The organism is Streptomyces sp. NPDC059452, assembly GCF_042750035.1.
Classification (GTDB): Bacteria; Actinomycetota; Actinomycetes; order Streptomycetales; family Streptomycetaceae; genus Streptomyces.
Genome location: NZ_JBHYVE010000002.1, coordinates 197,840 through 211,127 on the forward strand (window position 1 = coordinate 197,840; position 13,288 = coordinate 211,127).

Annotated in this window: 14 protein-coding genes; 8 read left to right on the forward strand and 6 right to left on the reverse strand. The window is 68.0% G+C overall.

Features of this window, described 5'->3' with window-relative positions; translation table 11 throughout:
- Positions 1 to 305: 305 nt before the first annotated feature.
- From ACFW9Z_RS03875 to ACFW9Z_RS03885, 3 genes are all read left to right on the forward strand, one after another.
- Complete coding sequence (locus ACFW9Z_RS03875; protein WP_384633898.1) at positions 306 to 743, forward strand: hypothetical protein; 438 nt, start codon at positions 306 to 308, stop codon at positions 741 to 743.
- Positions 744 to 763: 20 nt separating this feature from the next.
- Positions 764 to 3,193 (forward strand): hypothetical protein, encoded by a 2,430-nt coding sequence (locus ACFW9Z_RS03880; RefSeq protein WP_384633901.1) that lies wholly within the window; start codon positions 764 to 766, stop codon positions 3,191 to 3,193.
- A 281-nt stretch (positions 3,194 to 3,474) separates the two neighbouring features.
- Positions 3,475 to 4,044 (forward strand): hypothetical protein, encoded by a 570-nt coding sequence (locus tag ACFW9Z_RS03885; protein WP_384633903.1) that lies wholly within the window; start codon positions 3,475 to 3,477, stop codon positions 4,042 to 4,044.
- A 246-nt stretch (positions 4,045 to 4,290) separates the two neighbouring features.
- Here ACFW9Z_RS03885 and ACFW9Z_RS03890 read toward each other — a convergent pair whose 3' ends face one another.
- From ACFW9Z_RS03890 to ACFW9Z_RS03905, 4 genes are all read right to left on the reverse strand, one after another.
- Positions 4,291 to 5,064 carry an SAM-dependent methyltransferase gene (locus ACFW9Z_RS03890; RefSeq protein WP_384633906.1) on the reverse strand — a complete coding sequence of 258 codons (774 nt, stop codon included), beginning with the start codon at positions 5,062 to 5,064 and terminating at the stop codon, positions 4,291 to 4,293.
- A gap of 15 nt (positions 5,065 to 5,079) precedes the next feature.
- A complete protein-coding gene (locus ACFW9Z_RS03895; protein WP_384633909.1) occupies positions 5,080 to 5,229 on the reverse strand; it encodes a hypothetical protein in 150 nt (49 codons plus the stop codon).
- Between the two features lie 103 nt (positions 5,230 to 5,332).
- Positions 5,333 to 5,479: a hypothetical protein gene (locus ACFW9Z_RS03900; protein ID WP_384633911.1), complete on the reverse strand. Its 147-nt coding sequence runs from the start codon at positions 5,477 to 5,479 to the stop codon at positions 5,333 to 5,335.
- Positions 5,480 to 5,895: 416 nt separating this feature from the next.
- Positions 5,896 to 6,681, reverse strand: a complete 786-nt coding sequence (locus ACFW9Z_RS03905; RefSeq protein WP_384633914.1) for a hypothetical protein — start codon at positions 6,679 to 6,681, stop codon at positions 5,896 to 5,898.
- Positions 6,682 to 7,139: 458 nt separating this feature from the next.
- On the opposite strand from ACFW9Z_RS03905, the gene ACFW9Z_RS03910 reads away from it, so the two are divergent.
- Complete coding sequence (locus ACFW9Z_RS03910; protein WP_384633916.1) at positions 7,140 to 7,733, forward strand: hypothetical protein; 594 nt, start codon at positions 7,140 to 7,142, stop codon at positions 7,731 to 7,733.
- Between the two features lie 50 nt (positions 7,734 to 7,783).
- A complete protein-coding gene (locus ACFW9Z_RS03915) occupies positions 7,784 to 8,980 on the forward strand; it encodes a hypothetical protein (RefSeq protein ID WP_384633919.1) in 1,197 nt (398 codons plus the stop codon).
- Between the two features lie 14 nt (positions 8,981 to 8,994).
- Here the strand turns inward: ACFW9Z_RS03915 and ACFW9Z_RS03920 are convergent, their stop codons facing one another.
- Positions 8,995 to 9,456 (reverse strand): DUF192 domain-containing protein, encoded by a 462-nt coding sequence (locus ACFW9Z_RS03920; protein WP_384633922.1) that lies wholly within the window; start codon positions 9,454 to 9,456, stop codon positions 8,995 to 8,997.
- 140 nt (positions 9,457 to 9,596) lie between these two features.
- Between ACFW9Z_RS03920 and ACFW9Z_RS03925 the strand changes: the two genes are divergently transcribed.
- The 3 genes from ACFW9Z_RS03925 to ACFW9Z_RS03935 all read left to right on the forward strand — a co-directional run bounded on the left by ACFW9Z_RS03925 (position 9,597) and on the right by ACFW9Z_RS03935 (position 11,916).
- Positions 9,597 to 10,400 carry a prepilin peptidase gene (locus ACFW9Z_RS03925; protein ID WP_384633925.1) on the forward strand — a complete coding sequence of 268 codons (804 nt, stop codon included), beginning with the start codon at positions 9,597 to 9,599 and terminating at the stop codon, positions 10,398 to 10,400.
- 129 nt (positions 10,401 to 10,529) lie between these two features.
- The gene (locus tag ACFW9Z_RS03930) at positions 10,530 to 11,330 is read left to right on the forward strand and encodes a class I SAM-dependent methyltransferase (protein WP_384633928.1); all 801 of its coding nucleotides are present in this window, start codon (positions 10,530 to 10,532) and stop codon (positions 11,328 to 11,330) included.
- Between the two features lie 142 nt (positions 11,331 to 11,472).
- Positions 11,473 to 11,916 carry a hypothetical protein gene (locus tag ACFW9Z_RS03935; RefSeq protein WP_384633931.1) on the forward strand — a complete coding sequence of 148 codons (444 nt, stop codon included), beginning with the start codon at positions 11,473 to 11,475 and terminating at the stop codon, positions 11,914 to 11,916.
- 141 nt (positions 11,917 to 12,057) lie between these two features.
- Here ACFW9Z_RS03935 and ACFW9Z_RS03940 read toward each other — a convergent pair whose 3' ends face one another.
- Positions 12,058 to 13,263 (reverse strand): winged helix DNA-binding domain-containing protein, encoded by a 1,206-nt coding sequence (locus tag ACFW9Z_RS03940; protein ID WP_384633934.1) that lies wholly within the window; start codon positions 13,261 to 13,263, stop codon positions 12,058 to 12,060.
- Positions 13,264 to 13,288: the final 25 nt, after the last annotated feature.

A 13,288-nucleotide genomic window follows, 5' to 3' on the forward strand; every position in this document is an offset into this window, starting at 1 on the left:
TGACGTGTTTTGGAGGATGGAGTTGTGCCCGCTTTCTCCCGAAGAGCCAAAAGGCCTGGTTATTCAGGGAAAGTACCGGATCTTCGGTTTCACTTACGAGACCGCGAAGCCTCCGTCCCCGGAGTGCTCCGAGGCTGACTCGGGGGCGTCCCCACGGGAGCAGTCCGCAACTGCCGCCACCGAGTACCCGCCTCCGCCACGTTGCTGCGACCGGTATCGCAAGGCGGAAAGTCGCCGCGCCTTCTGAGCTTCGAAGCCAGGAGGCCACACAGCACAGACCGCAACTACAACGGGAAGGCATGAGGATGACTTGGGACCAAGAGTGGCAGGAGATCAAGGCCGGAGCGCGTGAGCGCGAGACCGCGTCTGTGCAGCTGAACCAGCTTGCCCCTGTTGGTGGAGCGGGCGCTACACCGGACCTGGAGTCAAGCCCTGCTCGCAAGAGAGCAGCGGGCCACGAACTCCGGGATTATTTGGTGCCTGGAGTGAAGGATCATGGTAATGACGCTGAAGACAGCACAGCAACAGCGGTGAAGGAGTTTGGTGCCAGGGACGGCGACGGCTGGGACACCGCTGCTGCCCTGAAAAAGGCACATGCGACGTGGGAGAAGCAGGTCAAGGCCCTGATCGATCGTCTGGTGTTTGAGCAGAACGGGCTATTGAACACAGCAATTGATCTGCGGAGGACAGATTTTGGTATCGGCGCAAGTTTGCGACCGAAGTCCAATATTGACGCTCTTTGACTGTTTCTTTGGGGGAAGCTGTGCCGACTTATTATGAAGTGATGCAAACTGACTTGTCGAAGCTTACTGCCGCTGCCGGTAAGTGGGAGGCAATGGCAGGTGAGTTCAAGAAGCTTGAAGATCAGTACAAGCGGGATATCCACGGAGTCACCGTGGTCGGCTCATGGGCGGGCCTCAGTGCGAGAGCAGCCAAGGAACGCTTCGACGTGACACTCAGGGAAATCCAAGCAGCCCAGAAGGAAGCGAAGGCTATCGGCTCACTGTTGCGCGATGCGTATACCCAGTTCGTGAATCTTCGAGGTAAAGTCCAGGCTGCCCGGGCTGACGCCATCGAGGCGGGCATGAAGGTCTCGGACCAAGGCGCGGTTTTTTTCGATACCGAGAGGCTGAGCCCGAGTAACCGAATTGCTTACCATCACGATCCGAGCTACCAGGAGTCCGGCCGGGTCGAGGCGAACAAATGGGCGCAGGTAATTGATCGAGCGGTCAAAGCAGTCGCAGACGCTGACGACGGTGTGAGGATCGCACTTAACGCCGTTGTTGTCGACACCGACTTGCTCGACGGGACCACGAACGGATTTAACGCGAACGCCGAGGGTGACATCGAAAAATACGAACTCGATCAGATGATGGAGATTGCTAGCCGGATCAACTCAGGAACGGCGACTGCTCAGGATCTCAAGGATGCGGAGAGGTCACTGCGCGACAACTCTGGCAACAAGTTCTACAGTCAAACGCTGCTCAACAGTTGGGGGGCTGACCAAACGATCCAGTTCACCAACAAACTTAATGACCTGGCGTACTTCGATGACAAGAAAGACAAGGCTGCATATCTGAGAATTCAAGGTGGTTTGTCCGATGTTCTGGCTACGGCGACCAGGGTGCCTGACTTCGGAAAGGGTGGGAATCCGCTCCCTGCTGGTTCGAAAGAGAAGCCGCTTGCGCTGGGGACGAAAGGCTATGCTGAGGCTGTCCAGAATTGGAGGTCGACCAAGGATGCGGATTTCTACAACAACTGGCTTGATGGCCTGCGGAAGGTTGGTGCCAGGGAGTACGACACCAAGGTAGTCGACGAATTGACGCCGCTTGCGCGGTCCGACGACAAGGCCCGTGGATACCAGAGCCTAGTTACCTTGATGCAGACAGGCGGAGATTATAGCGGGTATTTTCTGCACGATCTGGCAGACGATATCCGTCGCGCTGAAGATCCTGGCCAGAAGGGGGACTCCAATATCTGGGACCTAGGTGTCAAATACGACAGTGGGCACCAGGGCAAAGGTGGTGGCTGGTTTGCAAACGACCCACTTGACGGTCTGCTCGGCATTATGAGTAATGATCCCGACACTGCCACTGCCTACTTTGACTCCAAGGCATACCAGTTCGACAATGAAGCAGAGTCCGGTGCCGGAGCCGTCACGCAACCTGGCAAGGATCGCCTGGCGTACCTGCAGACCGGGCGGGACTGGGAAATCATCGGCGATCAGACGCGGAGCTTTAAGGATGACGTTTCGTTCCAAGTCCCCGTTTCTGAGGACACGGACAGCCGTGTCGGCTTCGGCAAGGCGCTTGAAGCAGCGGCAACAGGTTATGTACCGGGCACAACAGATGTGACAAGAGACTATATAAATCACTCCGATGCGCAGATTAGGATTTTCGAAGGGATGGTGAATCATTATTCGGAGGCAGGAAAGTCCGGCCAGGGTTCCGCTGTTCCAGAGAATATGCGTGAAAATTTTGGAAACGTAATTGCCTACTACCCTGGTGACGTGTATCAGATTCTTAGTAAAAATGTGGACTTCAGTGGACCTGGATTCTCGACACACCCCAATGGCGTGGACGTAGACAGCGGTGCCATGGTGCGATTTATTCGAGAGGTGTCCGAAGATGGAGGGGCGTTTAAGACCGTTCATGGCTCGCAAATGGCTTTTGCGGCCCGGGAGATTGAAGAACTCAGCCATGGTGATCTTTCGCGAAACCCCGAAGGTGGTTCGCCAGATAAGGCAAAAGGGACCGTGCAAGAGGCTGGATATGTCATCGGAGCTCTTGATCAGGTACGTGCTGATGTTCTGATTGATCAGCGAGATGCCCAGATTTCGGATAATAACTGGGCGAAGGCATACAAGTATCATGTGTACGGTGCGCCGGTGACAGGTCTGCCGTTCTTCGGTGACACGCTGCAGCGCATGATCGATCTTGGAACCGGAAAAGAGGCGGAGGCGCTGAATGGCGTTGTTGAAAACAGCACGAGAGAGGATCTGATCGATAAGTACCAGAAAGATGGCTATCCGCGCTTGCAAAATATGCTGAATGAGCAAGCGAAATCTGTCGGGGTGACATCGGGCGAGATTTTGGAAAAGGGGAGCCGTATGTCCCAAGTGCATAAGGAGGCCCGGAGTTCCTATGGTGATGGCCTCAACGGAGTTGACGGGGCGACGGGAGAGCGAGGTTGATGGTTCGGCCTGGAAGGCACCCTGCCGAGGTGCGTCGACGCTTCCCGCTTATCGTTGTGGCGACAGCTACGGCCGTTGCTCTCATTGCGGGTGGCGTTGTGATCGCGCTGAGAGGGGACGGCTCATCTCAAGGGAGTGACCACTGCTGGAGCCTTGTGCAGTCACCCGAACAGGGCGCTTCCCGGTCGCTGGACGAGTGCGGTGCCGCCTTGGAGCGGGAGATTACAGGCCGGGCCCCGGGGCAACCCGTATCGCCTGGCGTACGTCATCGTCCTGAACAGGTGAGAGCACTGGAGAGGGTTGTCTCTGCGTACGCGGGGGCCGATGGGGTTGCCATGCCTGGCGAGATTCGCCGCAATCTGGGGCGTGCGCTGACGCATTACCCCAGAGACCTCAACGATATTCTTGGCAAAAATGTCGACTACTCGGTTGCGGAGTTCTCGACTGAGCCTAACGATGTCAACGTGTCATACAGGCAGATGCTGGGATTCATTGAGTCTGTAGCGAAGGATCGTGAGGCGTTCGACATCGTCTACGACTCGCAGGCGGCTCAGGTTGCGGATTTCATTAATTCACTCACTCGCGAAGACCTTACACGGACGCCGGCTGCTGCGCCTGACAGAGCACTTGGAACAGCCCAGGAGGCCGGATATGTGATGGGGTCTCTGTATGGGACCCGTGCTCCGGTGTCAGTGAGCGATGGTCTTGATGTTGATGCGAAGAGGTATGGGTGGCCGCGGCTGGAAGGAATGCTGCGAGCCCGTACGGCACAGTTGAGGGTGCGGCAGGACGGGGAGCGGGTGCAGGAGCTGCTGAGACAGGCGAAATCTACCTTCAATGATGCGAAGTGATTCTGCAGCATGCCTCAGCTTGTCTCTCTGTCGGTGGTCGTGAAGGTGACGAGGGCGGGGAACAGCGAAGAGGGCCGGAAGAAGAACCGCCGCGTGGAGGTCTCCTTCCCGCGGCGAGGGTTCCTGACCGTTCCCGCTGCCCCTCCGCGCACGGCAGAGGGCCCGGCACCCGCGATCGCATCGCGGCGGGTGCCGGGCCCTCGTTGGCACCTCCGTACGGGACGACCGGGCAGTCGCCCGCGCCCTCTATCGCTTGAGGGCCACCAGTCCCCACTGGTCCACCGGGCGGGGTGTCGGGCCCTCCGGGCGCCAGTGGGATACCGGGACCAGTCCCGGCTCCAGGACTTCGAGGCCCTCCGCCACGGCCAGGATCTCCTCCGGTTCGCGGACCCAGTACGGGGGTGTGTCGCCCGAGGCGTACGCCTCCTGCGCGGCCAGCGTCTCCGGGGTCTTCACCGTGTCGCAGACCACCAGCGCGCTGCCCGCCACCAGCGGCTTCAGGTACTCCGCCATCAGCTCGGCCCCGGCCTTCGCCTCCAGGTGGCCCAGGGTGGAGAGGATCATCACCGCGACCGGGCGTCCCGGGTCCAGTGCCCCCGTCGACACCGCCTTGGTGAGAACCTCGCGGGCGTTGCGCAGGTCCTCGTCCACGTACGCGGTCTGGCTCTCCCGCACACCCCGCAGCAGCGCCCGCGCGTGGGCGAGGACCAGGGGGTCGTTGTCGACGTACACGATCCGGGCCTCGGGGTTCACCGACTGCGCGACCTCGTGGGTCGAGTCGTGGACCGGCAGCCCGGTCCCCAGGTCGAGGAACTGGTCGATCCCCGTACGGGCGAGGTGGGCCACCGCCCGCTTCTGGAACGCCCGTGAAGCCAGAGCCAGTTCCTGGGCGGCCGGATACGTCTCGGCCACCTGGCGGCCCAGCGCCTCATCGACCGGGTAGTGGTCCTTCCCGCCGAGCCAGAAGTTCCACACCCGCGCCGAGTGCGGGCTGCTGGCGTCTATCTCCGTGCTATCCATGGGCTTTCCCCTCGCTCAACGTGAACGTGCCGCCGTCGTACCGAACGCCGACGAGGCCGGGCGGGCGGGGTGGCCGGGGTGGCTGCCGTGGTTGCCTTGGTCGCCGTGCCGGCCACGCGCTGGTTCGCGCCCCGCCCCGTGCTGCTCATCCGTCGCGGCACTCATGCCCCGGACCCTACCGGGCCAACGAGCCCGCCGGTCCAAGCAGTTCGGGTGGAGCGATACGCCTGGTCAGGGGCGTGTCCCGCGTTCAACCGCTTTGACCCTCTTACAACTGGTCGCCCAGGCCGACTGGTTCCGGAGGATGCGTCCCACCGCCGTCCTTCATGTCCTGCTCGCAGGTTCGTCGGTCGTACGACTGGTCGTTCGGGATCAACAGCACTTCGGCCACCTGCTCGGGGTGCTCGACGGTCATCCAGGTGTCGCCCGTGACGGCACCGTCCGGCGTGGCCCACGCCTCGGACCAACGCCACGCGCTCCTTGTCGACCGCGCAGGCCTCCAGCGCGGGGCCGGATCTACCGGTGGCGCCGTCGAAGCGGTAGTGGAAGCGGACCTTGTCACCTTCGGAGGGTACCTGCGGGTGGGGCTCCAGACGCCAGCCGACGACCTCGGCGGTGACACCGAGAGACTGCCCGGACGTGTCCTCGACCTGCACCCTGACTCCGGCCTCACCGCGCTCCGCCGTCGTGTCGGAGCAGTGCCAGAGGATGGAACAGCCGGAGAGGGCGAGGATCGCCAGAGTGGACGAGATACCGACGAGTACCCGTGCGGGGAACACCGCGATGACCTCCGGTCGGGGCGGGCGCAGGGACGTGGGCGCAGGGACAGCGTCACGATACAGCTCGCCCTGCCATCGCCAGCGCGCCGATCAGCGTCAGGGCGATGAGGACCACGAGGAGTACGAGGACCACGAGGCCTGGGTAGACCGTCGAGGTGGCGCCCCTGTCACGCCAGTTGTACGAGTACGTCGGTGGCGGCGGGGGCCGTGTGGCGCGCTCCTCCAGGAGCCGGTCGACGGCCACCCCGGACGTCGCGCCCGTGGCCAGCGACACCACCGGCATGAGGACGGCCTCGATCCCCACCGCCTCCGACGGGACCGCGAAGCCGTACGCCAGACCGGCCAGCGGTACGGTCAGCACGGCGAGCAGGTAGAGGGTGCGGGACTTCCGGTACTCGTCGGGGAGCGTGCGGGCGGCGGCCAGGACGGTGAGCAGCGTGACCGCGAGCGCGGGGATGTGCAGGAGCGAGAGCCGGCCGCCGAACGTCTCCAACCGGGCCTGGCTGCCGAGGAGTTCGAGCAGTAACCGGCTCATCAGGAATCCGGCGGCCAGATAGACCAGCGCGCCCGTCACCCAACTGCGGGTCAACGCGGAGAGGTGGCCGTCCCGTTCAGCGCCACCGCCGCCCGGCTTTCTGCCGTGCGGTTCGACGGAGCCCCAGATGTTGGAGCTCCCGGTGTCGAAGTCCCTGGTGTCGGAGCTCCCGGTGCCGGGGTTCCCGGTGTTGGAGCCCCTGGTGTTGGGGTTTCCGGTGCCGTAGTCCTCCGTGCCTCGGTGGTCCGGCGGCGGTATGTGGTGGTTCGCGCTCCGGCCTTGGCCTCCTCCGTCACCGCTCACGGTGCCCCCTCTCCCCGAACCGGGCGTGTCTCGCCTGTTGATCGTGAGCGTACGGAGGGGGTGTCCTGTCCGGCCCGGGTCCCCGGCCCTAAATGTGGGCCCAAGTCCGTTGAGATGTAGTCCTGTTGGTGTGGATTCGGCCGGGCATCCCGGCGCGCCGCTTTGACGGGGAGGGGGTGTCGGCTCCGCTCTTTGGGCCGTCCGTGGGTCCGTGGGCCCACGCCGTGCCCGGGGTCGCTCGGTAGGCTCGGATGTGCCGGTGGTCGCCGACCACGACACCGTGCCGTTCGAGCTCCCCCCTCTGACTCCGCCTCCGTCTCGGCTGTCTTCTCTCTGTCCATCATGTGTCCGTGTGCAAATCGATCTCGGTGAGCGCTTGTTCGGGAAGGTTGTGGCCCCTACTCTCTTGTTTGCGCACGCGAATTGCTGGGTTCATGCTGTGATGGGGTGGGGCGTCGATGAGTGCCGGATTCTTCTACTCGTACCACCTGGGCTGGACCGGGCTGGATGCCGCCACCCTGCTGGGGGACCTGGAGGCGGAAGGGCTTCGCCCAACGCACCCCGTGACCGGGCATACCGTGCTCGTCAGCCTCGACTTCCCCTCCTCCGGGGCTCGTTCGCCCGTCACGCGCGAGCAGCTTCTCTCCCTTGCCGGTCTGCAAAGGCTTCAGGAGGTCGGCTTCCGGTTATGGGTGGGCCAATGTTCCGACTTCCTGGTGCGCATACGGAGAGCCCGTAGCGGCGTCGTCGCCGTCGAGTTCTCCGTGGGCGAGCTGTCGGGGGAGGAGCGGGAGCGGGCGGTGGGTGCGATCCGGCGGACCGTCGGGAGGGCGTCCGTGCTCTGTATCGGTTTCGTCGTCGACCGGAGCGGGGCGACGGCCGCCACCGACTGGGACGGTGTCGTCATCGACGGCGGCGCGCACCTCGACGCCTGGCCGGACGCCGTCGCCGTCCGGGAGGAGACCGCGGCCCGGCATCCACAGCTGGCGGTGACGGACTCGGTCGCGATCTCGCCGTGGAGGGTGTTCGGGAGCGCTGTGCTCAGCATGTGAGTCGTCTGTGTGTGCTTGGGCCCGCCGGGCCGGAGGACATAATCGGCCGTATGTCCGACCCACAGCTCCGCGCCCGGAGACCCGGCGCCCCGGCCCCGCACCCCCGTGGCCCCGGGCCCCGCGCGGCCGCCGCACTCCGGGCCGCCGCGCCCGCGCTCGCGGTCTACGCCGCCGTCCGGGCCCTGGGGCTCCTGGTTCTCCGGCTCGTCGCCCACAGCTCGGGCAAGGACCCCCTGACCCGGCTCAACGGGCGCTGGGACTCCGTCTGGTACCAGCGCATCGCCGAGAACGGGTACGGCTACACCGTCACCCTCCCCGACGGCGCCCTCCACTCCGACCTGGCCTTCTTCCCCCTCCTCCCCGCCCTGGAGCGCGGCCTCTCCGAGGTGACCCCGCTCACCCTCGGCGGCGCCGGCCTCCTCGTCGCCTGGACGGCCGGGCTGCTCGCCGCGTGGGGCATCTTCGCCGTGGGGGCGCATCTGCACGGACGGCGTACGGGGGTGGTGCTGGCCGCGCTCTGGGGCGTGTACCCGACGGCGTTCGTCCAGTCGATGGCGTACACGGAGACGCTGTTCACCGCACTGGCCGCCTGGGCGCTGTACGCCGTCCTCAAGGCCCGCTGGCTCGTGGCGGGCGCCCTCTGCGTCCTGGCAGGGCTCACCCGGCCCTCCGCCGCCGCCCTCATCGCGGCCCTGGCGATCACCGCCGCCGTCACCCTCGTACGGGAGTGCCGAGCCGGACACGGGATCGGGCCGGTCCTCGGCCGCAACGCCCGGATGCTCGCGGGAGTGGCGCTCGCCCCGCTGGGCTGGCTGGCGTACGTGGTGTTCGTCGCCGTGCGCGAAGGCAGCCCGGTCGCGTACTTCGACGTCCAGGCGCAGTGGGGCAACAACATCGACGGCGGCCGCGCGCTCGCCGCCTTCATCGCCGGGCTCCCGCTGCCCGCCGCCCTCGGGCTCTGCGCGGCGCTCGGGCTGCTGGGGTGGCTGGTGGTGCTCTGCGTACGGCAGCGGCAGCCGCTGCCCCTCCTCGTCTACGGCATCGCCATCGTCGTCATCTCGCTGATCGGCGCCGGGTACTTCGGCTCCCGGCCGCGCCTGATGATGCCCGCGTTCCCGCTGCTCCTGCCGCCCGCCCTCGCGCTGGTGCGGTTGCGGACGGCGGGCGCGGCGGCGGTCCTCGCCGTGCTCGCCTGTGCGTCGGCGGCCTACGGAGCCTGGACCCTGCTCGGCGCGGGCCCGCCGTAGGCTCTCCGCAGGCCCTACGGGGTGCCGGGCGCGGGCTTTCCCCAGGACGTACCCAGCGCCCGCAGCTCCACCCGGACGCCCGGCCGCACCCCCCACCGCTCCATCGCCCCCGCCTCCGCCTCCACCACATGACGGGCCCGCGGCCGGGGCAGGCCCAGGCGGCCGGGCTTCATCGTGCGGACTGCCAGTACGGTGAACTGCCGGTCCAGGTAGGCCACATCGATGGCGAACCGCATGCGGAAGGTGTGCACACTCGCGGCCGGTGTGAGCAGCAGCGCCCCGTCGATCCCGTCCTGCCCGAGCAGCCCCCGGGTACGCGCCCGGTACGAGGCCGCGATCCGCAGCGGCACCTCCTGGCCACCCGACGAGCCCGGGGCGCCTGGATCCGGGGCGCCTGGACCCCGGCCACCCGAGCCCCCGCTCTCGGTCTTCGCTCCGACCGTGAGCGTCCCCTCGCCGTCACGCCACTTCCTCACGGGTTTCCGTACGGGCCTTCTCGCGGGTCTCTTCATGGCCCCCGACCGTAGCCCCCGGTGGCCGCCCGCAGGGCCTGAACGGTCCGGAGTGGGTCCCAGGGCCCAAGCCCCTTGTGCGTGAGGCCGATTAGGGTCGTCCCGTGGACATCGCGCTGCTCGCCGTCGCCGCTGTCTGGGGTGGGGCCACCGGACTGCTGGTCCCACGTGCCGCGTACCGGTTCGCGGTCGAGCCGGAGGAACCCTGGCGTACCGCCTGCCCGGCCGGGCACGTGCTCACCGGCCCGTTCGGCGGCTGGTTCGGCCCCGCCCGCTGCGCCGCCTGCGGGCCCCGGGTGCCGGCCCCCGTACCGTACGGCGGCGAAGACGGCACCCCCGCCACGCCCCCCGGCGGTGGCGGTGTCCCGTACGCGCCCCGGGCCCTCGCGCCCCTGGTCACCGCCCTCGCCTGCCTCGCGCTCGCCGCCGCCACGGGGGCCCGGCCCGAGCTGGCCGGGTGGCTGCTGCTGGCGCCTGTCGCCGTCCTCCTCGCCACCGTCGACCGCCGCGTCCACCGGCTGCCCGACCCGCTCACCCTGCCCCTGGCCGCCGGGGCCGTCCTTCTGCTGGGCGGGGCGGCCCTGCTCCCCGGCCACGCCGGATCCTGGACCTCCGGGCTGCTCGGCGGGGCGGCGCTCGGCGGCTTCTACCTCCTGCTCTTCCTCATCAACCCGAACGGCATGGGCTTCGGCGATGTGAAGCTGGCCCTCACCCTGGGCGTCGCCCTCGGCTGGTACGGCTGGGCGGTGCTGCTCCTGGGCGGGTTCGCGGGGTTCCTGTTCGGCGCGGTGTACGGGCTCGGGCTCGTCGTCCTCCGCCGGGCGGGGCGCAAGACGGGCATCCCGTTCGGCCCGTTCATGATCGCGGGGGCGCTGACCGGGGTGCTCCTCGGGGCCCTGGCAGCCTGATCCGTAACCCAGCCCGTATGCCCCCGTAACCCGGCCCGTACGCCTCCGGAACCAGCCTGTACGCCTTCGGAACCCGACCGCCCCGGAATCCGGTCGCGCGACCCGCCCTCGGCCTGACACGATTCCCGTATGTCCGAACAGTCCCTTCCTCCCTTCGCGTCCCCCGCCTCCCGCGACCGGTTCGAGGCGCTCGTCGCCGAGGCGGACGCCGTCTCCGTGGACGGCTGGGACTTCTCCTGGCTGGACGGGCGGGCCACCGAGCAGCGCCCCTCCTGGGGGTACGCCCGGGCCATGGCCGACCGGCTCGGCGGTGCCCGTGCCGCGCTCGACATCCAGACCGGGGGCGGCGAGGTGCTGGCCGCCGCGCCGGTCCTCCCGCCGGTGACCGTGGCCACCGAGTCCTGGCCGCCGAACATCGCCCGCGCCACCGCGCTCCTGCATCCCCTCGGGGCGGTCGTCGTCGCGGACGAGGACGAGCCGCCGCTGCCCTTCGGGGACGCGGCCTTCGACCTGGTGGTCAGCAGGCATCCGGTGACCACCTGGTGGGAGGAGATCGCCCGGGTCCTCGCCCCCGGCGGTACGTACTTCTCGCAGCAGGTCGGACCGGCCAGCGTCTTCGAACTCGTCGAGTACTTCCTCGGCCCGCAGCCGCCCGAGGTGCGGCGTGGCCGGGACCCCGAGGACGCGCGCGCCGATGCCGGGGCCGCCGGGCTGGAGGTCGTCGACCTGCGTCTGGAGCGGCTGCGTACGGAGTTCTTCGACATCGGCGCGGTCGTCTACTTCCTCCGCAAGGTGATCTGGATGGTGCCCGGCTTCACCGTGGAGCGGTACCGGCCCCAACTGGCCTCTCTCCACCGGCAGATCGAGGAGGAGGGTCCCTTCCTCGCCCACACCACGCGATTCCTGATCGAGGCCCGCAAGCCCCGGTGACGTATCCGGGATTCGCGTCAACCCGCTTATCCCGGACGCCAGTTCAGCCTTGCCCCACAGGCAACGCGATCGCGGGAGCCACCGTCCTACTCGGCAGGGGCACACACAGCGAGGGAAACGGCGAGGGAGACGGGGAGCGGTCATGACGGTGGAGCGGGAAGAGTACGACGCGCCGGCCGGCCGCGCGCGGCACGGCAACTCCGACTGGCTCACGGGTTCCCGGATCACCGCCGTCCGCGGGGTCTTCTACCGGCCCGAGGGGCGCGCGGGCGAACCGGAGGCCGTCGAGTTCGTGCTCGCCGACGGCCAGTCCGTCCTGCTGACCTGTACCTCCGACTGGACGCTGCGGGTGACCCCCGGCACCTGGCCGCTGCTGCCCGACTGGTGCGTACCGGCGAACCAGTGGCAGCACGCCCCGCTGACCCAGCTGCCGCCGGTGCCGTACGGGGGAGCCTGGACGGTCGTCGGCACGCTGGAGCGCCGGGACGGCAACGGCGAGGTCCACGAGGCCGTGATCCGGTGCGCGGAGGGGGACTTCGTGGTGGCGGCGGGGGACACGATGGCGGTCCGCTTCCATCCCCACTGAGACCCCGCAACCGGGAGTCTCCGACGGCAGCCCGCGTCGAGAGCCCGCACCTGGAGCCCCCGCTGAGAGCCCGCACCAGAGCCGCGTCGGGAGCCCCCACGGAGCCCCCACCACTGAGACCCTCCACCGCAAACCCCACCCCTACGCGTGCGGTCCCACCGACACCGGCCCCACCGTCAGCTCCGCCGACCCCTCCATGATCGCCGCCACCCGCTCCACCTCCGCCTCCAGCGCCCGCAGCCGCGCCGCCGACAGCGGTTCCAGCGGCTCCACCGTCACCGCGATCCGCTTCCCCGAGCGGCGCTGGTGCCATACGCCCGCCACCGTGCCGTCCACCAGCAGCATCGGGTAGTTCCCCGCCTGCCCGCCCCCGAGCGCCCGCTCGAACGCCCGGCCGGGGAAGAGCCGCTCGCGGGGGTGCGAGGCGATGGCGAACGCGTCGAAGTAGGGGAGCAGGCGCACTCCCCGTACGGGATCGGCCGGGAAGTCCGTGTCGCCCGCCACCACCCAGGCGGGCCCGGCATCCTCGAAAGCCACCTCCTCGATCGCGCCGGAGTCCGCCAGCGAGGCGAACAGCTCGGCCGCCCACCGCTTCGGGGCCGCCAGCCACTGGGCGAAATGGGCCGGGGTGGCGGGGCCGTACGCGTACAGGTACCGCTCCAGCAGGGCCGCCGTCGCCTCCGGGCCGGGCAGGGGGGTGTACCCGGGGTTGGTGTACGCCGCCTTCCGGCCCCGGTTCGGGGCGTAGGCCAGGACGCCCCGGTGCCCCGCCAGGTGCAGGACCTGCCGCCAGCGCGGCCACATCGTCTGGAACCCGGGCATCACCAGGTCCCCGGCCCACGGCCCGGTCCGGGCGACGATCGCGTCGGAGAGCTCGTCGATCGTGAGCTCCGCCCCCGTCAGCGCCTCCCCGATCGCCGCCACGACCTCCTCCACCTGCTCGGGGGTCATCCGGGCGTCCTTGGGGAACGGATTCGGGCCCGTCGGTACGGTGCGGAGCGCGCCGGTCCACAGCGGCAGGTCCGCCGCCGGCAGCAGATGGACCGTGCCGCGCGGCCCGAACGTCTTCACCAGGGTCCGGTCGGTCCACAGCGCCGTACGCACGTCCGTGCGCGTCAGCCCCTCGCCGCGCAGCCCCACCGAGAGCTCGGCCGCCGACAGCACCTGGGCATGCGCACCGAGCATCGCGCCGACCGCTTCGGCGGGGGAGGGGGCGGAGGAGGCAAGGCCGTGCAGGTGCTGTCGGGCCAGTCGCCGGGCGTTCGCCTCGGGCCAGGTCACGGTTACGGTCGCAGTCGCAGTCGCAGTCGCAGTCGCACGGGATCGGGATCGGGCTCGGGTCGTCATGTCTTGAATCTAGAAGCCGTAGAGG